25 protein-coding genes and 1 tRNA gene are annotated in these 22,763 nt (G+C 60.5%); 20 read left to right on the top strand and 6 right to left on the bottom strand.

The window, feature by feature from the left end:
- Positions 1 to 14 precede the first annotated feature (14 nt).
- The 12 genes from C4J83_RS03930 (at position 15) to C4J83_RS03875 (ending at position 10,021) form a co-directional block, all read left to right on the top strand.
- On the top strand, positions 15 to 1,001 hold the full coding sequence (locus C4J83_RS03930; protein ID WP_124416395.1) for an NAD(P)/FAD-dependent oxidoreductase: 987 nt from the start codon (positions 15 to 17) through the stop codon (positions 999 to 1,001).
- A complete protein-coding gene (locus tag C4J83_RS03925) occupies positions 998 to 1,213 on the top strand; it encodes a TIGR02450 family Trp-rich protein (protein ID WP_124416394.1) in 216 nt (71 codons plus the stop codon). Before C4J83_RS03930 ends, C4J83_RS03925 begins: the two co-directional genes overlap by 4 nt.
- Before the next feature lie 112 nt (positions 1,214 to 1,325).
- On the top strand, positions 1,326 to 2,285 hold the full coding sequence (locus tag C4J83_RS03920; protein WP_119736486.1) for a YbgA family protein: 960 nt from the start codon (positions 1,326 to 1,328) through the stop codon (positions 2,283 to 2,285).
- Positions 2,286 to 2,302: 17 nt separating this feature from the next.
- The gene (locus C4J83_RS03915) at positions 2,303 to 3,232 is read left to right on the top strand and encodes a MerR family transcriptional regulator (RefSeq protein ID WP_119736484.1); all 930 of its coding nucleotides are present in this window, start codon (positions 2,303 to 2,305) and stop codon (positions 3,230 to 3,232) included.
- Complete coding sequence (gene phrB / locus C4J83_RS03910; protein WP_124416393.1) at positions 3,233 to 4,675, top strand: deoxyribodipyrimidine photo-lyase; 1,443 nt, start codon at positions 3,233 to 3,235, stop codon at positions 4,673 to 4,675.
- Positions 4,668 to 5,090 carry a nuclear transport factor 2 family protein gene (locus C4J83_RS03905; protein WP_124416392.1) on the top strand — a complete coding sequence of 141 codons (423 nt, stop codon included), beginning with the start codon at positions 4,668 to 4,670 and terminating at the stop codon, positions 5,088 to 5,090. The genes phrB and C4J83_RS03905 overlap by 8 nt, the downstream gene beginning before the upstream one ends.
- Positions 5,087 to 5,869 carry an SDR family NAD(P)-dependent oxidoreductase gene (locus C4J83_RS03900; RefSeq protein WP_106578568.1) on the top strand — a complete coding sequence of 261 codons (783 nt, stop codon included), beginning with the start codon at positions 5,087 to 5,089 and terminating at the stop codon, positions 5,867 to 5,869. The genes C4J83_RS03905 and C4J83_RS03900 overlap by 4 nt, the downstream gene beginning before the upstream one ends.
- Positions 5,866 to 7,113: an NAD(P)/FAD-dependent oxidoreductase gene (locus C4J83_RS03895; protein ID WP_124416391.1), complete on the top strand. Its 1,248-nt coding sequence runs from the start codon at positions 5,866 to 5,868 to the stop codon at positions 7,111 to 7,113. Before C4J83_RS03900 ends, C4J83_RS03895 begins: the two co-directional genes overlap by 4 nt.
- On the top strand, positions 7,110 to 7,919 hold the full coding sequence (locus C4J83_RS03890; RefSeq protein ID WP_124416390.1) for a DUF1365 domain-containing protein: 810 nt from the start codon (positions 7,110 to 7,112) through the stop codon (positions 7,917 to 7,919). Before C4J83_RS03895 ends, C4J83_RS03890 begins: the two co-directional genes overlap by 4 nt.
- Entirely contained in the window at positions 7,906 to 9,177 is a 1,272-nt protein-coding gene (locus C4J83_RS03885; protein ID WP_106578565.1) for an SAM-dependent methyltransferase, read from the top strand. Before C4J83_RS03890 ends, C4J83_RS03885 begins: the two co-directional genes overlap by 14 nt.
- Positions 9,170 to 9,661: a DUF2878 domain-containing protein gene (locus C4J83_RS03880; protein ID WP_119736471.1), complete on the top strand. Its 492-nt coding sequence runs from the start codon at positions 9,170 to 9,172 to the stop codon at positions 9,659 to 9,661. Before C4J83_RS03885 ends, C4J83_RS03880 begins: the two co-directional genes overlap by 8 nt.
- 54 nt (positions 9,662 to 9,715) lie before the next feature.
- Positions 9,716 to 10,021, top strand: a complete 306-nt coding sequence (locus C4J83_RS03875) for a YkgJ family cysteine cluster protein (protein WP_016977069.1) — start codon at positions 9,716 to 9,718, stop codon at positions 10,019 to 10,021.
- 149 nt (positions 10,022 to 10,170) lie between these two features.
- On the opposite strand, the gene C4J83_RS03870 is transcribed toward C4J83_RS03875, so the two are convergent.
- The 6 genes from C4J83_RS03870 to hemA form a co-directional block, all read right to left on the bottom strand.
- A complete protein-coding gene (locus C4J83_RS03870; protein ID WP_106578563.1) occupies positions 10,171 to 10,689 on the bottom strand; it encodes an acyloxyacyl hydrolase in 519 nt (172 codons plus the stop codon).
- A gap of 111 nt (positions 10,690 to 10,800) precedes the next feature.
- Positions 10,801 to 11,595 carry a glutamate racemase gene (gene murI, locus C4J83_RS03865; protein ID WP_124416389.1) on the bottom strand — a complete coding sequence of 265 codons (795 nt, stop codon included), beginning with the start codon at positions 11,593 to 11,595 and terminating at the stop codon, positions 10,801 to 10,803.
- Positions 11,588 to 12,343 (bottom strand): molybdopterin-synthase adenylyltransferase MoeB, encoded by a 756-nt coding sequence (gene moeB, locus C4J83_RS03860; protein WP_124416388.1) that lies wholly within the window; start codon positions 12,341 to 12,343, stop codon positions 11,588 to 11,590. Before moeB ends, murI begins: the two co-directional genes overlap by 8 nt.
- Positions 12,337 to 13,167 (bottom strand): peptide chain release factor N(5)-glutamine methyltransferase, encoded by an 831-nt coding sequence (gene prmC, locus C4J83_RS03855; RefSeq protein WP_124416387.1) that lies wholly within the window; start codon positions 13,165 to 13,167, stop codon positions 12,337 to 12,339. The genes moeB and prmC overlap by 7 nt, the downstream gene beginning before the upstream one ends.
- Positions 13,168 to 14,250: a peptide chain release factor 1 gene (gene prfA, locus C4J83_RS03850; protein WP_106578559.1), complete on the bottom strand. Its 1,083-nt coding sequence runs from the start codon at positions 14,248 to 14,250 to the stop codon at positions 13,168 to 13,170.
- Positions 14,247 to 15,536, bottom strand: coding sequence for a glutamyl-tRNA reductase (gene hemA, locus C4J83_RS03845; protein WP_106578558.1), 1,290 nt, complete (start codon positions 15,534 to 15,536; stop codon positions 14,247 to 14,249). The genes prfA and hemA overlap by 4 nt, the downstream gene beginning before the upstream one ends.
- A 181-nt stretch (positions 15,537 to 15,717) precedes the next feature.
- Here hemA and C4J83_RS03840 point away from each other — a divergent pair, with 181 nt between their 5' ends.
- From C4J83_RS03840 to ychF, 8 genes are all read left to right on the top strand, one after another.
- A complete protein-coding gene (locus C4J83_RS03840) occupies positions 15,718 to 17,442 on the top strand; it encodes a tetratricopeptide repeat protein (protein ID WP_124416386.1) in 1,725 nt (574 codons plus the stop codon).
- Between the two features lie 4 nt (positions 17,443 to 17,446).
- Positions 17,447 to 18,064 (top strand): lipoprotein insertase outer membrane protein LolB, encoded by a 618-nt coding sequence (gene lolB / locus C4J83_RS03835; RefSeq protein WP_106578556.1) that lies wholly within the window; start codon positions 17,447 to 17,449, stop codon positions 18,062 to 18,064.
- Between the two features lie 50 nt (positions 18,065 to 18,114).
- On the top strand, positions 18,115 to 18,918 hold the full coding sequence (gene ispE, locus C4J83_RS03830) for a 4-(cytidine 5'-diphospho)-2-C-methyl-D-erythritol kinase (protein ID WP_218911254.1): 804 nt from the start codon (positions 18,115 to 18,117) through the stop codon (positions 18,916 to 18,918).
- Positions 18,919 to 18,954: 36 nt separating this feature from the next.
- Positions 18,955 to 19,029 (top strand) — tRNA-Gln (locus tag C4J83_RS03825).
- A 46-nt stretch (positions 19,030 to 19,075) separates the two neighbouring features.
- Complete coding sequence (locus C4J83_RS03820) at positions 19,076 to 20,017, top strand: ribose-phosphate pyrophosphokinase (RefSeq protein WP_003208392.1); 942 nt, start codon at positions 19,076 to 19,078, stop codon at positions 20,015 to 20,017.
- Positions 20,018 to 20,155: 138 nt separating this feature from the next.
- On the top strand, positions 20,156 to 20,758 hold the full coding sequence (locus C4J83_RS03815) for a 50S ribosomal protein L25/general stress protein Ctc (RefSeq protein WP_106578554.1): 603 nt from the start codon (positions 20,156 to 20,158) through the stop codon (positions 20,756 to 20,758).
- Positions 20,759 to 20,926: 168 nt separating this feature from the next.
- Complete coding sequence (pth, locus tag C4J83_RS03810; protein ID WP_010213318.1) at positions 20,927 to 21,511, top strand: aminoacyl-tRNA hydrolase; 585 nt, start codon at positions 20,927 to 20,929, stop codon at positions 21,509 to 21,511.
- Between the two features lie 21 nt (positions 21,512 to 21,532).
- On the top strand, positions 21,533 to 22,633 hold the full coding sequence (gene ychF / locus C4J83_RS03805) for a redox-regulated ATPase YchF (RefSeq protein WP_101266309.1): 1,101 nt from the start codon (positions 21,533 to 21,535) through the stop codon (positions 22,631 to 22,633).
- Positions 22,634 to 22,763: the final 130 nt, after the last annotated feature.

Raw genomic sequence — 22,763 nt, 5'->3', positions numbered from 1 at the left:
AAACGAGGCCTCCCATGACTGTTCCCATCGCGATCATCGGCACCGGCATCGCCGGTCTCTCCGCCGCCCGAGCGTTAAGAGACGCGGGGCACGCTGTACAACTCTTCGATAAAAGCCGCGGCAGCGGCGGCCGCATGTCCAGCAAGCGCAGCGACGCCGGCGCGTTGGACATGGGTGCGCAATACTTCACAGCCCGCGACCGGCGCTTCGTCAACGAAGTGCAACGCTGGCAAAGCAACGGCTGGGCCGAGCAGTGGAAACCCCAGCTGTACAACTTCAAGTCCGGTCAGCTCACGCCCTCTCCCGACGAGCAAATCCGCTGGGTCGGTACGCCGCGCATGAGTGCTATCACCCGTGCGCTGCTGGATGATTTGCCGGTGGAATTCGGTTGCCGCATCACCGAAGTGTTCCAGGGCAAACAGCACTGGAACCTGCTGGACGCCGACGGCGGCAATCACGGCCCGTTCAGTCACGTCGTGATTGCCACGCCGGCGCCCCAGGCCACCGCGCTGCTCGCCGCCGCGCCGAAGCTGGCGGGTGCCGCTGCGGGTGTGAAAATGGACCCGACCTGGGCCATCGCGCTGGCTTTCGACAAACCTCTGGATACACCAATGGAAGGCTGTTTCGTCCAGGACAGCCCGCTTGACTGGCTCGCGCGCAACCGCAGCAAACCGGGGCGCGATACCACCCTCGACACGTGGGTGCTGCACGCCACCAGCGCGTGGAGCAAGGCGCACCTGGACTTGCCCAAAGAAGCCGTGATCGAACACCTGCACGGCGCCTTCGCAGAGCTGCTGCACAGTGCCATGCCCGCGCCTTCTTTCAGCCTGGCGCATCGCTGGCTGTACGCGCGACCCTCCAACGCGCATGAATTCGGGGTCCTGGCCGATGCTGACCTGGGCTTGTATGTGTGCGGCGACTGGTGCCTGTCCGGCCGGGTCGAAGGCGCTTGGCTCAGCGGCCAGGAAGCGGCGCGACGTTTGATCGAGCACCTGCAATGAACCGCATCAATCCCGCCAAACTGCTGCTGTCGAAGTGGACAGCAGCTCGTCCTCGCAACAAGGAGAAACACTTCTTGGTCACAGAATTGTTCCGTGACGAGGAAGGCACTGTGCGGGAAATCGAGCTGCAAGCCGTCATGACTCGCCGTGCTGAACGCCTGGCCTGGCAAACGTTGCAAAATGCCGAAGACTGGCGAATTGGCTGGAAGTAGTTCGCCCGAAAATACTTGTACAAAATATTTGACTTGTACAGCATCAAACCTATGATGAGATTTAGTTGTACAGACTCAAGAGTTTGTACAGGAATCTCGGAGAGGTTTGAACATGTCCAGCACTGGAAAACCGAAGATCGCCATCAGCGCGTGCCTGTTAGGCGAGAACGTGCGCTTCAATGGCGGACACAAACAATCCCTGCTGTGCAGCCAGACGCTCGCTGATTACTTCGACTTCGTGCCGCTGTGCCCTGAAGTTGCAATCGGCCTGGGCATCCCCCGCGAACCGATCCGCCTGGTGGGCGACCCGGCCCAGCCGCAGGCCGTCGGCACGGTGCGCCGTGAACTTAACGTTACGCAGCCACTGGACGAATACGGCCAGCAGATGGCGCTGGAACACACCGACCTGTGCGGCTACATCTTCATGCAGAAGTCGCCGTCGTGTGGCCTGGAACGGGTCAAGGTCTACCGTGAAAACGGCACACCTGTCGACGGCGGCGGGCGCGGCATCTACGCGCAGGCGTTCTGCGCACGCCACCCCAACCTGCCGGTGGAAGAAGACGGTCGGCTGAATGACCCGGTGTTGCGGGAGAACTTCCTGACCCGCGTCTTTGTGTACGCCAGCTGGCAACAACTGCTGGCCGAGGGCCTGACCCGCCACCGCCTGCTGGCATTTCACTCGCGCTACAAATACCTGCTGATGGCCCACAGCCCGGTGCATTACAAAAGCCTCGGCCACCTGCTGGGCAGCATGGGCAAGGACACCCGCCTCGACGAACTGGCCGCCGGCTATTTCAGCGAGCTGATGACCGGCCTGAAAAAATGCGCCACCCGCGGCACTCACACCAATGTGCTGCAACACATCAGCGGCTACCTCAAACAGGCCATCAGCGCCGACGACAAGCAGGAAATGCAAACCGTCATCGGCCAGTACCGTACCGGCATCGTACCGCTGGTGGTGCCATTGACCCTGCTCAAACACCACTTCCGCCAACACCCGGACCGTTACATCGCGCAGCAGGCCTACCTGCAACCGCACCCTGAAAACCTCAGCCTGCGTAATGCGATCTGACCCATGAAAAGTACATTATGAAAGCTGACCTGCAAGACGAACCCGGCGAAGACATCGCCCAAGCCCTCCAGGACGGTTGGCTGCCCATTCGCGAAGTGGCGCGCCAGACCGGCGTCAACGCCGTGACCCTGCGCGCCTGGGAACGCCGCTACGGCCTGATCGTGCCCCAGCGCACGCCCAAGGGCCACCGGCTGTTCAGCGCCGAACACGTGCAACGCATCCACACCATCCTGACCTGGCTCAACCGCGGCGTGCCGGTCAGCCAGGTCAAAGGCTTGATCGACTCGGCCCAAGCCAGCCCCGACACCGTCGAAAACGAATGGCACGCCCTGCGCCAGAACCTGGTGAACGCCATCAGCGCGTTGGCCGAGCGCCGGGTCGACGATGCGTTCAACCAAGCCATGGCGTTGTACCCGCCTCGTACCCTGTGCGAGCAGTTGCTGCTGCCGCTGCTCCAGGAACTCGAACAACGCTGGCAAGGCCAGTTCGGCGCGCAAATGGAGCGGGTATTTTTCCTGTCCTGGCTGCGCAGCAAGTTCGGCGCGCGCATCTATCACAACAATCGCCAGCTGCAAGGCGCCCCGCTGCTGCTGGTCAACCACTCGGACTTGCCGCTGGAACCGCATGTGTGGCTCAGCGCCTGGCTGGCCAGCAGCGCCGATTGCCCAGTGGAAGTCTTCGATTGGCCGTTGCCGGTCGGAGAGTTGGCGTTAGCGGTGGAGCACCTGCAACCGCGGGCCGTGCTGCTGTATTCGAGCAAGGCCCTGCAGGTGTCGACGCTCACCAAACTGCTGGGCGGCGTCGATTGCCCGACGCTGATTGCCGGACCAACGGTATGCATCCACCAGGCCGAGTTGGCCGTATTAACCCGTGAAACCCCTGAATTGTTCGTGGCCGAAGACCCGTTGTCGGCCCACTTGATTCTGATCCAGCGTGGACTTCTTTAAATGCATTTGATCTGGCTGCGCACCGACCTGCGCCTACACGACAACACCGCCCTGGCCGCCGCCTGCCAGCGAGGCCCGGTTGCGGCCGTGTACCTGATCACTCCCGAACAGTGGCTGGCCCACGATGACGCGCCGTGCAAAGTCGACTTCTGGCTGCGCAACCTGCAGCACTTGAGCCAGGCGCTCGGCGAGCTGAACATTCCCCTGCTGATCCGCACCACCGCGACCTGGGACCAGGCGCCCGCCGTACTGGGCACGCTGTGTCGGGAGCTGTCGGTCGAGTCGGTCCACGTCAATGAGGAATACGGCATCCACGAAACCCGTCGCGATGCCGCCGTGGCCCAGGCTCTGGAAACCCAGGGCGTGACGTTCCACAGCTACCTGGACCAATTGTTCTTCCAGCCCGGCAGCGTGCTGACCAAAACCGGCACGTACTTTCAGGTCTTCAGCCAGTTCCGCAAGGTCTGCTACAGCCGCCTGCACAGCGCCCTTCCCCGCGTGGTGGCGACACCCAACGCCCAGGCGCCGATCAAGCTGAAAAGCGATCCGATACCTGCACAGGTCGAAGGGTTCGAGCCGCCCAGCGAAGCCTTGCGCGCGCTCTGGCCGGCCGGTGAAGACGAAGCACGCCGCCGTCTCGACGCTTTCGCTGATCAACAAATCAGCTACTACAAAGATGAGCGCGACTTCCCGGCCAAACCCGGCACCAGTCAACTGTCCGCCTACCTTGCCGCCGGCGTAGTCTCGCCCCGCCAGTGCCTGCATGCCGCCTTGCAAACCAACCAGGGCGAGTTTGAAAGTGGCGATATCGGCGCGATCACGTGGATCAACGAGCTGCTCTGGCGCGAGTTCTACAAACATATTCTGGTCGGCTATCCACGAGTGTCGCGCCACCGCGCTTTCCGTCCCGAGACCGAAGCGGTGGCCTGGCGCGATGCGCCCAAGGATCTCGCCGCCTGGCAGCAAGCGCGCACCGGCTTGCCGATCATCGACGCCGCCATGCGCCAGTTGCTCGAAACCGGCTGGATGCACAATCGCCTGCGCATGGTGGTCGCGATGTTCCTGAGCAAGAACCTGCTGATCGACTGGCGCGAAGGCGAGCGCTTCTTCATGCGCCACCTGATCGACGGCGACTTGGCCGCCAACAACGGTGGCTGGCAGTGGAGCTCCTCCACCGGCACCGACTCGGCGCCGTATTTCCGGATTTTCAGCCCTCTGAGCCAGTCGGAAAAATTCGACAGCGAAGGCGTGTTCATCAAGCACTGGCTGCCGGAACTGGCGGCGCTGAACAAGAAGGAAGTGCACAACCCCGAGGCGGTCGGCGGCCTGTTTGGCGTGGCCGACTACCCACGCGCTATCGTCGACCTGAAAAAGTCCCGCGAGCGCGCCCTGGCTGCCTTCCGCAGCCTGCCCTCGCGCCAGGGGGTTGCCGAACATGACTGACTTCCTGCACCGGTTCGCCCAGGCCTTTGCGACGCTGGACAAGCACAACCTGCACCTGCTCGACAGCCTCTACAGCAAGGACATCGCCTTCACCGACCCGCTGCATGAAGTGCACGGGCTGACGGCGCTGCACCGCTATTTCACCGAGCTGTATGGCAATGTGAGCCAGCTGCGTTTTGACTTTCACGGCTTCGACCAAGTGGCCGAAGGCGAAGGCTACCTGCGCTGGAAGATGAGTTTTTGCCACCCGCGCCTGAACAGCGGCAAGGTGATCCGGGTTGAAGGCTGCTCACACCTGATGTGGCGCGACAAGGTGTACCGGCACCGGGATTATTTCGATGCAGGCGCTCTGCTCTACGAACACCTGCCAGTACTCGGCCGCGTCGTCAGTTGGCTGAAAAGGAGAATGGGATGAGCCTTACACCGCCTCGCCGATATTGGCTGACCGGCGCCAGCAGTGGCATCGGCGCGTCGCTGGCCGTGGAGCTGCTCAACAGCGGCGCCCACGTGGCCCTCAGCTCACGCACGAAAGGCCCGCTGGAAGCCCTCGCCCAACGTTATCCAGGCCAAGTGCTGGTGGTGGCTGGCGACCTGACCAACAGCCAGACCGTGCGTGAGATCGGCGAGCACATCGGCGTGGTCTGGGGCTCCGTCGATACGGTGATTCTCAACGCTGGCACCTGTGAATATGTCGATGCCAAGCAATTTGATGCATCGATTGTCGAGTACGTGGTGCGCACCAACTTGCTGGCCAGCAGCTATTGCATCGAAGCTGCGCTGCCGCTGTTGCGCGCCGGGCATTCCCCGCACCTGGTCGGCGTGGCCAGCGCTGTCACTTACCTGCCCATGCCCCGCGCCGAAGCCTATGGTGCGTCCAAGGCCGGGCTGCGCTACCTGTTCGAATCCCTGCGCATCAGCCTGTCGCCCGAGAACATTGACGTCACGGTGATCAGCCCGGGCTTTGTCGACACCCCGCTGACCGAACGCAACGACTTCCCGATGCCCCTGAGCTGGTCCGCCGACAAGGCCGCCCGGCATATCTTCGCCAAGCTGGCAAAACGTCCGCTGGAAATTGCCTTTCCCGCCATGTTTATCGCCACTTTGTGGCCGCTGTCGAAGCTGCCCAACCGTGCGCAACTGATCATCGGCAAACGCATGTTGCGCAGCCCGCCACCGAAGAAGGACGACCTGTGAAGATCGCCATTATCGGCAGCGGCATCGCCGGGCTGACCAGCGCTTACCTGCTCAGCCGTCGCCACGACATCACGGTGTTCGAAGCGGGCGAGCGCATCGGCGGGCATACCCACACGGTCGACGTCACGGTTGAGGGTAAACGCTACGCGGTGGACACCGGGTTTATCGTGTTCAACGACTGGACCTACCCCAACTTCATTCGCTTGCTGGGGCAGATTGGCGTCACCTTCAAACCCACCGAAATGAGTTTTTCGGTGTGCGACCAAAGCGCCGGATTCGAGTACAACGGCAACAACCTCAACAGCCTGTTTGCCCAACGCCGCAATATCCTGTCGCCAGGGTTCTGGGGCATGTTGCGCGACATTCTGCGCTTCAATCGCCAGGCACCGCTGGACCTGCAGGAACAGCGCATCAGCGCCGAGATGACCCTGGGCGATTACCTCGAAGCCGGCGGCTACGGCCCACGCTTTATCCGGCATTACATCGTGCCGATGGGCGCGGCGATCTGGTCGATGTCCCTGGCTGACATGCTCGGCTTTCCGTTGCAGTTCTTTGTGCGCTTTTTCAAGAACCACGGTTTGCTCTCGGTGAACAACCGGCCGCAGTGGTGCGTGATCGAGGGCGGGTCGAGCAGCTACATCGAACCGCTGACGCGCAGCTTTCGCGAACAGGTGCGCCTCAATTGCCCGGTGCATAACGTCGAGCGTACCGACGACGGCGTTGTGATCCACAGCGCCGCCAGCAGCGAGACCTTTGACCGGGTCGTGCTGGCCTGCCACAGCGACCAGGCCCTGGCCTTGCTGGCCGACCCCAGCACGGCTGAACAGGAAATACTCGGCGCGCTGCCCTACGCCGACAACGATGTGGTGCTGCACACCGACACGCGCCTGCTGCCGGACCGCAAGCTCGCCTGGGCCAGCTGGAATTATCGGCTGACCGGCGATACCCAAACCCAGGCCGCCGTCACTTACGACATGAACATTCTGCAAGGCATCGACAGCGCCACCACCTTTTGCGTCAGCCTTAACCAGACGCCAATGATCAACCCGCTGAAGATCCTCGCGCGCTTTACCTACGCGCACCCGCAATACAGCCTCGCGGCGGTCGCTGCCCAAGCGCGCTGGGAAGAATTGGCGGGCACGCGCAACACCTTTTTTTGCGGCGCCTACTGGGCTAATGGTTTCCACGAAGACGGCGTGGTCAGCGCATTGCGCGTGGCTCAAGCCTTTGGAGAAACCCTGTGAACAGCGCCCTGTACAGCGGCTGGATCGCCCATCGCCGGTTTGCGCCCAAGGCTCACGCCTTTCGCTACCGCATCGGCCTGCTGTACCTGGATTTGAGCGAACAGGACGAAGTGCTCGGGCTGTCGCCCCTGGCCGGCGCCGGCCGCCTGGCGCCCTTCGGCTTTCGCCAGCAGGATTACCTGCGTGAATTCACGCGCCACGGCATGAGCTTGAGCGATGCCGTGCGCCAGGAAGTTGGCAAGGCACTGGGGCGCGAGCCCCAGGGCGTTATCTGCCTACTGACCCAGGCTCGCAGTTGGGGCCTGGCTTTTAACCCGGTGAGTTTCTTCTACTGCTTCGAGGCCGATGGGCAACTGGCCGCGATCCTGTGTGAAGTGACCAACACCCCATGGCGCGAGCGTTATCACTACGTGCTGCCGGCCCAGGCGCTCGGCGCCGATGAGCATCAGCACTTCGCCGTGGCAAAGGCCTTCCATGTGTCGCCGTTTTTGCCGCGCGACCTGGAATACCGCATGAGTTTCAGCCCGCCCGCCGCCAAGCTCGGCGTGCACATGGCCGACTGGCAAGGTGAGCTGAAGGTTTTCGACGCCACGCTGAGCCTGCACAAGGAGGCGTTGAACCGCGCCAGCCTGCATCGCTACCTGTGGCGCTTCCCGTGGATGACCGCCAAGACGTGCCTGGCAATTTACTGGCAGGCCATGCGCCTGTTGCTCAAACGCACACCGATTTTTTCCCATCAGGCCGCCGATGGCGCCTCTCGCACCGCAGTCGGGTATACCAAGGATCGCCGCCATGAAATCCCCTAGCTTATCGGTCAAGACCAATCGCCTGAACGTCAACGGCATGACCAGCGCATTGCTGCGCAAGGCCGTGCTGCGCCAACTCAGCCAACTGCGCCACGGCCAACTGGTGGTGATCGAGGACGGCGAACGCCAAGTGTTCGGCGCCCGCGAAGCGCACCTGCTGGGAGAAATCCAGATCCTCGACTCGGCAGTGTGGGGTCTGGTGGCGGCCAACGGCTCGATCGGCGCCGGCGAGGCGTTTATCCACGGGTACTGGACCAGCCCGGACTTGACCGCCGTGGTGCGCGTGATGGTCAGCAACCTTGAGGTGCTCGACGCCATGGAAGGTGGCCTGGCGCGCCTGGCACGCCCCTTCACTCAAGGCCTGCACTGGCTCAACCGCAATACGCGCAAGGGCTCGCAGAAAAACATCGCCGCCCACTATGACCTGGGCAACGACCTGTTCGAAGAATTCCTCGACCCGACCATGATGTACTCGGCGGCGCAATTTCTGACGCCCGATGACACCCTGGAACAGGCGCAATTGAACAAGCTGGAACGCATCTGCCAAAAGCTTGCACTCAAGCCCACCGACCATCTGCTCGAAATCGGCACCGGCTGGGGCAGCATGGCGCTGTACGCGGCGCAGCACTATGGCTGCAAAGTCACCACCACGACCTTGTCCAAAGAGCAGTTTGCCTACACCCAAAAGCGCATCGAGGCCCTGGGACTGCAGGACCAGGTGACCCTGTTGTTGCAGGACTACCGCGACCTGACCGGTCAATACGACAAGCTGGTGTCCATCGAGATGATCGAAGCGGTGGGCCATCGCTTCCTGCCGACCTACTTCAAGCAATGCGCGCATTTGCTCAAGAGCGACGGCCTGATGCTGCTGCAAGCCATCACCATTCGCGAGCAGCGTTTTGAGCAGGCCAAGAACAGCGTCGATTTCATCCAGCGCTATATTTTCCCCGGCGGCGCCCTGCCCTGCGTGCAGAACATGCTGCACATTGTCAGCCGCGACACCGACATGAACCTGCTGCACATGGAAGACTTCGGCCTGCACTACGCAAAAACCCTGCGCCTGTGGCATGAGAACTTCCGCCGCGCCCATGGCCGGCTCGCCGAGTTGGGCTACGATGAATACTTCCTGCGCTTGTGGGAATTCTATTTGTGCTACTGCGAAGGTGGGTTCATGGAACGTACGATAGGCACCGCGCAGTTGCTGCTGGCAAAACCTGCGGCAATCAACCCACCCTTGCTCGGGCGCTTCAGTGCTTAAATCGCTGGCGAACGCCGTACTGTTCCAGTGCGGCTGGTTTGCCTGTGTGCTGGGGGGCGACAGCGGATGGTTGCTGGTGGTCGGTGCAGTGCTGGCCATCCACCTGCTGTGGATAAGTTCATGGTCGCGGGAAGGCCGGGTGATCCTCGCCGTCACGCTGCTGGGCACTGTGGTGGATACCGCATTGCGCACCTTTGGCGTCTTTCATTTCAGTTTTCCGGGGCCGCTGATTCCGTTTTGGCTGGTGCTGCTGTGGGCGTTGCTCGCCACCACGCTACGCCATTGCCTGGCCTGGAGTGCCCAGCCCTGGTGGCGCGCCAGCGTGTTGGGCGCAGTCGGCGGACCGTTGTCTTATTACGCGGGCAGCCAATTGGCCGGCGTGAGTTTCGGTTACGGCACGGCGCCAACCCTGATCGGCCTGGCGCTGCTCTGGGCGCTGGTGTTTCCGGTGCTGCACTGGATCGCCCGACAACTGGGGCACTGACGTCCGTCAGAGCTTTTACACCTACCTGACACGCTTGCCTTACACTGCGCGCCTATGACCAACATCCCCCACACTCAAATCACCGAACCCGCCGTCACTTGCTCGACGTGCGCGGCCTGCTGCTGCCAATTGGAAGTGATGCTGATCACCGACACCGGCGTGCCGGAGCGCTATATCGATACTGACGATTGGGGCGGCGAAGTGATGCTGCGTCTGGATGATGGCTGGTGTGCGGCGCTGGACCGGGACACCATGATGTGCACGATTTACGAGCGACGGCCGCTGATCTGCCGGGAGTTCGAGATGGGTGCGCCGGAATGCCTGACCGAGCGTGAAGGAATTGCGACGGCGTATCGCTAGCGCTGAACGTTACGAGGATTAAATGTGGGAGCGGGCTTGCTCGCGAAGGCGGTGTATCAGTCAATTATTCAGTGACTGACACCCACCCTTCGCGAACAAGCCCGCTCCCGCATTTGGTTTTGCAGGGTTCTGGAAAACTGCGCTGAAGTTTACAGCGGCATGGTGTAGTGCAACGCGTAGCTTTCTACGCCGTCGTTATTGCTGCTGATGCCCGCGTTGGAATAGTGCGTGGCACGAATGCCCACCTCATGCCCACCGGTAAAACGCAAACCAAAGCCCAGGCGGTCCTCAAACTGGAAGGACTGGCCGATGTTGTTGTCTTCCAGGCGCGTGCGCGAGAATGCCGCCACCCCGATGCCGGCCTCGATGTAAGGTTTTACCGATGCCCCGGCAAACTCATACACAAACACTGGCGAGAACGACAGGCTGCTGGCGCCCGCACGTTTGTCGCCCTCCCAATAGGTGTAAGCGCCGCTCCAGTAGCCGGTCAGCCGGCCGGTATCGCTCTGCCACCAGCTTTTATCCCAATCCGATGTCAGCCCCAACCGATAGGTCATGGTCGAATCGCTGGTGCTCCCCACACCAAATTCCAGGCCAGCGGCCTGGGCCGAAACAGAGTGTCCTACCACGGCGGCCGCAATCGCAGCCAAACAGAACAAGCGCTTCATAAGAAACAGTCCTTGAGAACGAAGTTGTATGGTTTTGTACAGGCTAACTCGCTATAGAAGCGCGCGCATAGCCAGAAGTTCAGCGTCTAACCCCGGTATTTCACGAATTTTTCACGCCTCGAAGCTTCGCACAACTCCGGGATGTTTCCATAGTGTCGGTAGGATATTTCTTAAATGATCGACGTTACCGCTCGTCCAGAACCGGGCCGGCTCAGGGTTGCCGCGGGCCAACAGGTCACGCTCGCCCAGCAAACGCTTGAGCTGGCGTGCCACGGCAGCGCCGGTATCGATCAGGATGATGCTTTGGGGAAGCATCTGCGCCAGAAGCGGCTTGAGGAAGGGATAGTGGGTGCAGCCCAGAATAATCGTGTCACAACCGGCGCTGAGCAGCGGTTCGACATAGCCGCGCAACATCTGGCGCAGCTCGGGGCTGTCGAGGTCGCCGCTTTCAATCAACTCCACCAGGCCCGGGCACGGCTGGGTGATCACACGCACGTCGGTGGCGAAGCGATCAAGCAAAGCGGCGAACTTGGCACTTTGCAGGGTGCCGGTGGTGGCGAGTACACCGACCACGCCGCTGCGAGTGGCGGCGGCGGCGGGTTTGACGGCGGGTTCCATGCCTACCAGGGGCCAGTCCGGATAGTCCTCGCGCAAATCGGCGACGGCGGCGACGGTCGCCGTGTTGCAGGCAATCACAAACGCCTTGGCGCCTTGCTCACGGAAAAATTCGGCGACACGCCGGGAGCGCTCAAGAATGAATGCCGGGGTTTTCTCGCCGTAGGGGATATGCCCGCAATCAGCCACGTACAGCAGCGTTTCATGGGGCAATAACTGCTGAATTTCGTCCAGCACGGTCAAGCCGCCGATGCCGGAATCGAACACACCGATGGGCGCGCTCTTAACCATGCTGCGTCCCGCAGACACTGCAACCGGGGTCGCGCTTGACGCGCAATTCGCGAAAACGTGTGGTCAACGCATCAATCAGCAACAAGCGACCCACCAACGGCTCACCGAAACCGGCCAGCAGTTTCAAGGCTTCCAGGGCTTGCAGGCTGCCGACCACGCCAACCAACGGACCGACGACGCCGGCTTCGCTGCAGGTCAGTTCAGTGTCGCTGCCGTGCCCGTACAAACAGTGGTAGCACGGGCTGTCGGCGCGACGCGGGTCAAACACCGACAACTGCCCCTCGAGGCGAATCGCCGCGCCGCTGATCAATGGCCTGGCGGCAGCAACACAGGCAGCGTTCACTGCTTCACGGGTGGAAAAGTTGTCGCTGCAATCGAGCACCACGTCCACCGCCGCTACTGCCGCGGCCAGTGAATCGGCATCTAGCGCTGCGCGGTGAGCAAGCAGTTTGACTTCAGGGTTGATCGCCGCGAGACGACGCAGGGCTGAATCGACCTTGGTCTGCCCGACGCTGTCGGTGTCGTGGATGATCTGGCGTTGCAGGTTGGTCAGGTCGACGGTGTCGAAGTCGGCCAGGTGCAGCTCGCCCACACCGGCAGCGGCGAGGTACAGCGCGACAGGCGCGCCCAAACCGCCCAGGCCGACAACCAGGGCGCGGGCGTTTTTGAGGCGCAATTGGCCTTCGATGTCGACATGTTGCAACAGAATCTGTCGGCTATAGCGCAACAGCTCCTGATCGGTCAGCACGGCCGGCGTCCCAGGGTGATGCGCTCGTGGCCGCCGAGGTCAAGGCGGCTGTGTACCGCTTCAAAGCCTGCGCCAAGCAACAGATCACGTACGGCCGCCGCCTGATCGTAGCCATGTTCGAGTAACACCCAGCCAGCCGCATTCAAGTGGGCTGGAGATTGGGCAATGATCAACCGCAAGTCATCCAGGCCATCATGCCCCGCCACCAGCGCGCTGGCCGGTTCAAACCGCACGTCGCCGGCCACCAGATGGGGATCGTTATCGGCAATGTACGGCGGGTTGCTGATGATCAGGTCGAAGGTTTGGCCTTGCAGGGCGCTGAACCAATGGCTGCTCAACACCGTGGCGTTTTTCAGGTGCAGGCGCTGGCGATTGCGTTCAGCCAGGGCCACGGCTTCGAGCACGCGGTCGACCGCCGTAACCTGCCAGGCCGGACGTTCGCTGGCCAGGGCCAGGGCGATGGCGCCGCTGCCGGTGCCCAGGTCCAGAACCCTGGCAGGCGTGGCGGGCAATAGTTCCAGCGCGGCCTCCACCAGCAGCTCGGTTTCCGGACGCGGGATCAGCGTGTGAGGCGCGACCTCCAGGTCCAGCTTCCAGAAGCCTTGCTGGCCGAGGATATACGCCACCGGCTCACCGCCCCGACGACGTTGCAAATAGTCAGCAAAGGTCAGCGCATGTTCGCTGCTGACGATTTTTTCCGGCCAGGTGTGCAGGTAGCTGCGCGATTTACCCAAGGCTGCGGCCAACAACAACTCCACATCCAGCCGCGCAGTGGGCGAGTCGGGCAGGTCGGCGGCGCGCAGCAGGCTGGCAATGATGGTCATTTATTCACCTATCGCCGCCAATTGGTCGGCCTGGTATTCGGCGAGCAACGGTTCGATTACCGCATCCACACCGCCGGCGAGAATCTCGTCGAGGGAGTAAAGCGTGAGGTTGACCCGGTGGTCGGTGACCCGGCCCTGGGCAAAGTTGTAGGTACGGATGCGCTCGGAGCGGTCGCCCGAACCCACCAGCAACTTGCGCTCGCTGGCAATCGCGTTGGCGGCGGCGCTGGTCTGCTGGTCATTGAGCTTGGCCGACAGCCAGGACATGGCACGCGCACGGTTCTTGTGCTGGGAACGCTCTTCCTGGCACTCCACCACAATGCCCGACGGCAAGTGCGTGATGCGGATCGCCGAGTCGGTCTTGTTGACATGCTGACCACCAGCGCCCGATGAGCGGTAGGTGTCGACACGCAAATCCGCCGGATTGATCTCGATGGCTTCCTGCTCGTCCGGCTCGGGCAACACGGCCACGGTGCACGCCGAGGTGTGGATACGGCCCTGGGACTCCGTCGCCGGAACCCGCTGCACGCGGTGCGCGCCGGATTCAAATTTCAGCTTGCCGTAGACGTTGTCGCCTTCAACCCGGGCGATGACTTCTTTATAGCCGCCGTGTTCGCCTTCGTTTTCGGACAGAATCTCGACGCGCCAGCCACGGCGCTCGGCGTAGCGCGAGTACATGCGGAACAGGTCTCCAGAGAAGATCGCCGCCTCGTCGCCACCGGTGCCGGCGCGGATTTCGAGGAACACGTTGCGCCCGTCGTTAGGGTCTTTGGGCAGCAGCATGCGCTGCAGGTCGCCTTCCAGCTCGGCCAGCTTTTCCTTGGCCTCACGGACTTCTTCCACGGCCATTTCGCGCATGTCCGGGTCGCTGTCCTTGAGCAGCGCCTGGGCGCCTTCGAGGTCGGCCTGCACTTTCATCAGCTGTTTGTAGGTGGCCACAATGGGCTCAACTTCGGCGTATTCCTTGGAATAGGCGCGGAACTTGGCCTGATCGGAGATGACCTCGCCATCGCCGAGCAAGGCGGTCAGTTCTTCGAAACGGTCCTGGAGCACGTCCAGTTTATTGAGCAGTGACGCTTTCATTGCGGTTTTTTATCCGAAGAGCTATCTGACGCGCCCTCACCGAGGGCAAAGAGTTCCTGGGCCATGGCCAGCGCATCGAGGCGGCCTTCGGCGGTAAGCTTTTTCAACTGAACGCTGGGAGCGTGAAGCAATTTGTTGGTCAAGCCACGCGCCAGTTGCATCAGCACCTCTTCGGCGCTGCTGCCGTTGGCCAGCAGACGCTGGGCCTTGATCAATTCCTCGTCACGCAGGCGTTCGCCTTGCTGACGATACGCCTTGAGCACGTCGACCGCTGCCAGTTCGCGCAGGCGCACCATGAAGTCTTCAGCGCCGGTGCTGACCATCTCCTCGGCGGCCTGGGCGGCGCCCTGGCGACTCTTGAGGTTTTCGGCAACCACTTCGTGCAGATCGTCGACGCTGTAGAGGTAAACGTCGTCCAACTCGCCGACTTCCGGCTCGATATCGCGGGGAACGGCGATATCCACCATGAAAATCGGTTTGTGCTTGCGCAGCTTCAGCGCGCTCTCGACCGCGCCTTTGCCAAGAATCGGCAACTGACTGGCGGTGGAGCTGATGACGATATCGCTGCGCACCAGTTCAGCCGGGATATCCGACAGCAGCACCGCATGGGCGCCAAACTGCTCGGCAAGAATGCTCGCGCGTTCCAGGGTTCGGTTGGCGACCACAATGCGCTTTACGCCCAGGTCGTGCAGATGACGCGCCACCAGGGTGATGGTTTCGCCGGCGCCGATCAGCAGGGCCTGGCTGCGCTGCAAGTCGCTGAAAATCTGTTTGGCCAGGCTGACGGCGGCAAACGCCACGGACACCGGGTTTTCACCGATGGCGGTGTCGGTGCGCACCTGCTTGGCCGAGTTGAAGGTGGCCTGGAACAGCCGCCCCAACAGTGGCCCCACGGTGCCGGCCTCGCGGGCCACGGCATAGGCAGATTTCATCTGGCCAAGGATCTGCGGTTCGCCCAACACCAGCGAGTCGAGCCCTGAGGCGACGCGCATCATGTGACGAACTGCCGCATCCTCTTCGTGCACATACGCACTGGCGCGCAGGTCATCGAGGCTTAAATGGTGATAATCGGCCAGCCAACGCAGCACCCCATCCGCTGAAAGATGTTCCTGCTCTATATAAAGCTCACTGCGATTGCAGGTCGAAAGGATCGCAGCTTCGCGGCTGTCGGTGAGCCGGCAGAGCTGCTGCAAGGCCTCAACCAACTGCTCTGGCGTAAACGCCACGCGCTCGCGCACGTCTACGGAAGCAGTCTTGTGGTTAATACCGAGTGCGAGGAAGGCCATTCAATATCGCTGATGATGTCGGGAAGCCGACAATTGTCCTACTTCGAATGATTCAGAACAACCACCGTAGGCTATTGTCCTAATGCCTTGTGTCTATAAGGCGCCAACTGAGACTCGGTTATGTTTGGCCGAAGGCTTGTGTCATGATGATCCGACCGCAGGTTAGTCGTCCTCTTCCTATATGAATAGATCTTCCGCGTTGCTCCTTGCTTTTGTCTTCCTCAGCGGCTGCCAGGCCTTGGCACCCGTGTCGCCGGACGGTACGCCGCCGGTTGAAGACAGCACCCCCGCCCCTGAAAAGCCCAAGGTTTATTCCTCGTTCAATGAAGAAACGATCTACAGCCTGCTGACCGCCGAACTCGCCGGCCAGCGCAATCGTTTCGATATTGCCCTGGATAACTACGTGACCCAGGCCATCAACACTCAGGATCCGGGTATTTCGGAGCGTGCGTTTCGCATCGCCGAATACCTGGGCGCTGACCAGGCTGCGCTGGACACTTCGCTGATCTGGGCGAGAAACGCACCGGACGACCTGGAAGCGCAGCGGGCCGCGGCCATTCAACTGGCGCGCGCGGGGCGCTATGACGACTCCATGGTCTATATGGAGAAAGTCCTGCTGGGCAAGGGCGACACGCATTTCGACTTCCTCGCGCTGTCGGCTGCCGACACCGACCAGGACACGCGCAATGGCCTGATGAAGAGTTTCGACCGCCTGCTGCAAAAGCACCCGAAAAACAGCCAGCTGATTTTCGGCAAGGCGTTGCTGCTGCAACAGGATGATGAAGCCGACGCCGCACTCAAGCTGTTGGAGCAAAACCCGCCGGAAGACGGCGAGATCGCACCGATTTTGCTGCGTGCGCGCCTGCTGCAGAACCTCAATCGCGGCAAGGAAGCGATTCCTCTGCTGGAAAAGAGCATCAAGAAGTATCCGGACGACAAGCGCCTGCGCCTGACTTATGCGCGCACGCTGGTTGAGCAGGACCGTATGGAAGACGCCAAAGTGCAGTTCGCCAATCTGGTCCAGCAATACCCGGACGACGATGAATTGCGCTACTCCCTGGCACTGGTGTGCCTGGAAGCCAAGGCCTGGGACGAGGCCAAGGGCTATCTGGAAGAGCTGATCCAACGCGAAAGCCATGTGGATTCGGCGCACCTGAACCTCGGCCGTATCGCTGAAGAGCGCAACGACCCGCAGGCGGCCCTGCTTGAGTACGCTCAGGTTGGCCCTGGCAACGACTACCTGCCGGCCCAATTGCGCCAAGCTGACATCCTGATGGGCAACGGCCGCACCGACGAGGCGGAAAAGCGCCTGGCCGCAGCGCGCGATGCCGAACCGGACTACGCGATCCAGCTGTACCTGATCCAGGCCGAAACCTTGTCGGCCAACAAGCAGGGCGAACGTGCCTGGAAACTGCTGCAACAGGCCTTGTTGCAATACCCCGACGATTTGAATCTGCTGTACACCCGTGCCATGCAGGCGGAAAAACGCAATGACTTGGCGCAGATGGAAAAAGACCTGCGCCTGATCATCAAGCGTGACCCGGACAACGCCATGGCGTTGAACGCCCTCGGTTACACCTTGTCCGACCGGACGACGCGCTACGCCGAAGCCAAGGTGCTGATCGAGCAAGCCCACAAGCTCAACCCGGAAGACCCGGCCGTACTGGACAGCCTGGGCTGGGTCAATTACCGCCTGGGCAACCTGGACGAAGCCGAACGCTTGCTGCGCCAGGCACTGGAACGCTTCCCCGACCAGGAAGTGGCCGCCCACCTTGGCGAAGTGCTGTGGGCCAATGGCAAGCAGCGCGAAGCGCGACAAATCTGGGAAAAATTCCTCAAGGAACAACCCGAAAGCCCCATCCTGCGCGGCACCATCAAGCGCCTGACCGGATCCGAGACCCTTTAAGCTTATGTTCTTGCGCCACGTAATTGTTTTCAGCTTCATCGCCCTGCTCGCCGGTTGCGCGGGTTTCGGCGCCCGCGAATCCGTTGAAGGCCAGGGCAACCCGGCGCAATGGAAACAACACAAGGATCAGCTCAGCAGCATTGATGGCTGGCAGATCGAAGGCAAGGTCGGGGTTCGCGCGCCAAAAGATTCCGGCAGCGGCACGTTGTTCTGGCTGCAGCGTCAGGACTATTACGATATTCGCCTGTCCGGCCCACTGGGCCGCGGCGCGGCTCGCCTGACGGGACGCCCGGGGCAAGTCAGCCTGGAAGTGGCCAACCAGGGACGCTATGAAGCGGCGTCGCCGGAAGAATTGCTGGAGCAGCAAATAGGCTGGAAGCTGCCCGTTTCGCACCTGGTGTGGTGGGTTCGCGGTTTGCCCGCGCCGGACAGCAAAAGTCGCCTGAGCCTCAATGGCGACAGTCGGCTGGCCACGCTGGAGCAAGATGGCTGGCAGGTGGAGTACCTCAGCTACGTGCAACAGAGCGGTTATTGGCTGCCCGAGCGCATCAAGCTGCATGGCACCGACCTTGACGTCACACTGGTGATCAAGGACTGGCAACCGCGCAAGCTGGGGCAATAAACGTGACTGTTACAACGCTGACGCTGCCCTCCCCCGCCAAACTCAACTTGATGCTGCACATTCTGGGTCGCCGTGAAGACGGCTACCACGAGCTGCAGACGCTGTTTCAATTTCTGGACTACGGCGATGAACTGACCTTCGCCGTACGCGATGATGGCGTGATTCAGCTGCACACCGAATTCGCAGGCGTGCCCCACGACAGCAACCTGATTGTGAAGGCCGCAAAAAAACTTCAGGAACAATCCGGTTGCCCCCTGGGCATCGACATCTGGATCGATAAAATTTTGCCCATGGGCGGTGGCATCGGCGGTGGCAGCTCAAATGCCGCGACGACGCTGCTCGGCCTCAATCACTTGTGGCAACTGGGTTGGGACCACGATCGCTTGGCTACGCTGGGCCTGACGCTGGGCGCTGACGTCCCGGTTTTCGTGCGTGGACACGCCGCTTTTGCCGAGGGAGTGGGGGAGAAACTCACCCCGGAATACCCCGAAGAGCCTTGGTATGTCGTGCTTGTTCCGCAAGTATCTGTAAGTACAGCAGAAATTTTTTCAGATCCACTGTTGACACGTAACTCTCCTCCCATTAAAGTGCGCCCCGTTCCCAAGGGAAACAGTCGAAATGACTGCTTACCGGTTGTAGCAAGGCGTTATCCAGAGGTACGTAACGCTTTGAATTTGTTAGGTAAATTTACCGAAGCAAAATTAACCGGAACTGGAAGTTGTGTGTTTGGGGGCTTCCCAAGCAAAGCTGAAGCTGATAAAGTCTCGGCCCTTCTTACAGAGACCCTTACAGGGTTTGTAGCAAAGGGAAGCAACGTTTCGATGTTGCATCGCAAGCTGCAAAGTCTGCTCTAAAGGAACCGAGTACTGGGTACTCGTTGCAACAGATACAGGGGCGTCGCCAAGCGGTAAGGCAGCAGGTTTTGATCCTGCCATGCGTTGGTTCGAATCCAGCCGCCCCTGCCATTTTCTAATACTCATCCAGGTTACCCTCAGCCTCTAGGTACTGCGCGTGTCCAAGATGATGGTCTTTACGGGGAATGCCAACCCCGATCTGGCTCGACGTGTCGTACGTCAGCTGCATATCCCTCTCGGTGACATCTCTGTCGGTAAATTCTCCGACGGTGAAATTACAGCCGAGATCAATGAAAACGTCCGCGGTAAAGATGTCTTCATTATTCAGCCGACCTGCGCTCCGACCAACGATAACCTGATGGAACTCGTCGTGATGGCTGATGCCTTCCGCCGCTCCTCAGCGACTCGAATCACAGCTGTAATCCCTTACTTTGGTTATGCCCGTCAGGATCGCCGTCCGCGTTCCGCACGTGTGGCTATCAGCGCGAAAGTCGTTGCTGACATGCTGACCGTGGTAGGCATCGACCGTGTTCTCACGGTTGACCTGCACGCTGACCAAATTCAAGGGTTCTTCGATATCCCGGTAGATAACATCTACGGCTCCCCAGTACTGGTGGATGACATCGAAGACCAGCGCTTTGAAAACCTGATGATCGTGTCCCCGGACATTGGTGGCGTCGTGCGTGCACGGGCTGTTGCCAAATCCCTGGGCGTTGACCTCGGGATCATCGACAAACGTCGTGAGAAAGCCAATCACTCTGAAGTGATGCATATCATCGGTGATGTCGAAGGGCGTACCTGTATTCTGGTTGATGACATGGTCGACACCGCCGGCACACTGTGCCACGCGGCGAAAGCCTTGAAAGAGCACGGTGCCGCAAAAGTCTTCGCCTACTGCACACACCCTGTGCTGTCGGGCCGAGCGATCGAGAACATCGAGAACTCCATGCTGGACGAACTGGTGGTGACCAACACCATCCCGTTGTCCGCAGCAGCTCAAGCCTGTTCGCGTATCCGTCAATTGGATATCGCACCGGTAGTTGCCGAGGCGGTTCGCCGCATCAGCAACGAAGAATCGATCAGCGCGATGTTCCGTTAAGGTTCACGCCTTAGCGACATCAACCTGACGAAAAGCGCCCCGCCCCAGCATACTGTTGGGGCGGGGCTTTTTTGCCCATATCGCCTTTAGCGCTGGTCGCAAACGCTGGGGCGAATGTGGTTATTTTGGAGATACAACATGAACGATTTTACTTTGAATGCTGAACTGCGTTCCGACCTGGGGAAAGGTGCGAGCCGCCGCCTGCGTCGTCTCGCAAGCCTGGTTCCAGCTGTAGTTTACGGTGGCGAAAAAGCCCCTGAATCCATCAGCATGCTGGCTAAAGAAATCGCCAAACTGCTCGAAAACGATGCTGCTTACAGCCACGTTATCGAACTGAACGTTGGCGGCACCAAGCAAAACGTGATCATCAAAGCTCTGCAACGTCACCCGGCCAAAGGCCACGTGCTGCACGCTGACTTTGTACGCGTTGTAGCCGGTCAGAAACTGACCGCTATCGTTCCAGTGCACTTCGTTGGCGAAGAAGCTCCGGTCAAGAAAGGCGGCGAGATCTCGCACGTCCTGAACGAAATCGAAGTGACCTGCCTGCCGAAAGACCTGCCTGAGTTCATCGAAGTCGACCTGTCGGCTCTGGAAATCGGCGCAATCGTTCACCTGTCCGACCTCAAGGCCCCTAAAGGCGTTGAATTTGTCGCACTGGCTCACGGTGATGACAAAGCTGTTGCCAACGTTCACGCTCCACGCGTTGCTCCAGAAGCTGAAGAAGAAGGCGCTGCAGAGTAATTCACTCTGTATTGCCGGAGCTTGAGGAAACATCGCGGACCGAAACGTAGCGAGAAAGCGGGCGATAACGCGGCGTTTACTCTTGAGTAAATGATCTCTTGTCGTCCACTTTCGCCGCACGCAGGTTGCGGCGATGTTATCCACAACTCCAAAGGAAGGGCCCCTGTCGTGACTGCCATTAAACTGATCGTTGGCCTGGGAAATCCAGGCGCCGAATACGAACAGACCCGGCATAACGCGGGGGCCCTTTTTGTTGAGCGTATCGCCCACGCCCAAGGCGTAAACCTTGTGGCCGATCGCAAATATTTCGGCCTGACCGGACGCTTTTCGCATCAAGGTCAGGATGTTCGTCTGCTGATTCCCACCACCTACATGAACCGCAGCGGCCAAGCCGTCGCGGCGCTTGCGGGCTTCTTCCGGATCAAACCCGAAGAAATCCTGGTGGCCCATGACGAACTGGACCTGCCACCCGGCGTTGCCAAACTCAAATTAGGCGGCGGGCATGGCGGGCACAATGGCCTGCGCGACATCATCGCGCAGCTGGGCAATCAGAATAATTTTTACCGTCTGCGGCTCGGCATTGGCCACCCAGGCGTTGCCAGTATGGTTTCAAATTTCGTCCTGGGTCGTGCGCCACGCGCCGAACAGGAAAAACTCGATGCCAGCATCGACTTTGCCCTCGGCGTGCTGCCGGATATCTTCGCCGGTGAATGGAACCGTGCGATGAAAAACCTGCACAGCCAGAAGGCCTGACTCTTACCGAGGGGAAACACCATGGGATTCAATTGCGGCATCGTCGGCCTGCCCAACGTCGGCAAATCCACCCTGTTCAACGCCTTGACCAAGTCCGGTATTGCGGCGGAGAACTTCCCCTTCTGCACCATCGAACCCAACAGCGGTATCGTGGCCATGCCGGACCCGCGCCTGCAGGAGTTGGCGGCTATCGTCAATCCAAAGCGCATCCTGCCGACCACCATGGAATTCGTCGACATCGCAGGCCTGGTGGCCGGCGCGTCGAAAGGTGAAGGCCTGGGCAACAAGTTCCTGGCCAACATCCGTGAAACCGATGCCATCGCCCACGTGGTCCGCTGCTTTGAAGACGAGAACGTGATTCACGTCTCCAACAGCGTCGACCCGAAACGCGACATCGAAATCATCGACCTGGAACTGATCTTCGCCGACCTCGACAGCTGCGAGAAACAACTGCAGAAAGTCGCGCGTAACGCCAAGGGCGGCGACAAGGATGCCGTGGTTCAGAAAGGCCTGCTGGAGCAATTGATCGCTCACTTCACCCTGGGCAAGCCAGCGCGCAGCCTGATGAAGAGCATGAATGCCGATGAAAAAGCGGTGATCAAAGGCTTCCACCTGCTGACCACCAAGCCGGTGATGTACATCGCCAACGTCGCTGAAGACGGCTTTGAGAACAACCCCTTGCTCGACGTGGTCAAGGCCATCGCCGAGGAAGAAGGCGCGATCGTGGTGCCAGTGTGCAACAAGATCGAGGCCGAAATTGCCGAGCTGGATGACGGCGAAGAAAAAGACATGTTCCTCGAGGCGTTGGGCCTGGAAGAGCCTGGCTTGAACCGTGTGATCCGCGCCGGCTACGAAATGCTGCACCTGCAGACTTACTTCACCGCCGGTGTCGAAGAAGTCCGCGCCTGGACCGTCAAGGTCGGCGCTACCGCGCCACAGGCTGCCGGCGTGATCCACACCGACTTCGAAAAAGGCTTTATCCGTGCCGAAGTCATCGCCTACAACGACTTCATTCAGTACAAGGGTGAAGCCGGTACCAAGGAAGCCGGTAAGTGGCGCCTTGAAGGCAAGGAATACATCGTCAAAGATGGCGACGTCATGCACTTCCGTTTCAACGTATAAGTAACCTTGCGGTAATTACCGCAAACAAAAAAGCCGATGCATTGCATCGGCTTTTTTGTGGGTGACTACTTATGGACGTCCATCCGCACAACCTGACGCTTAAGAATTATCCTATTAACACTCGGCATTT

The sequence above is a fragment of the Pseudomonas sp. LBUM920 genome, from assembly GCF_003852315.1.
Lineage (GTDB): Bacteria > Pseudomonadota > Gammaproteobacteria > Pseudomonadales > Pseudomonadaceae > Aquipseudomonas.
This window is presented reverse-complemented; position numbering and strand designations above follow the sequence as displayed.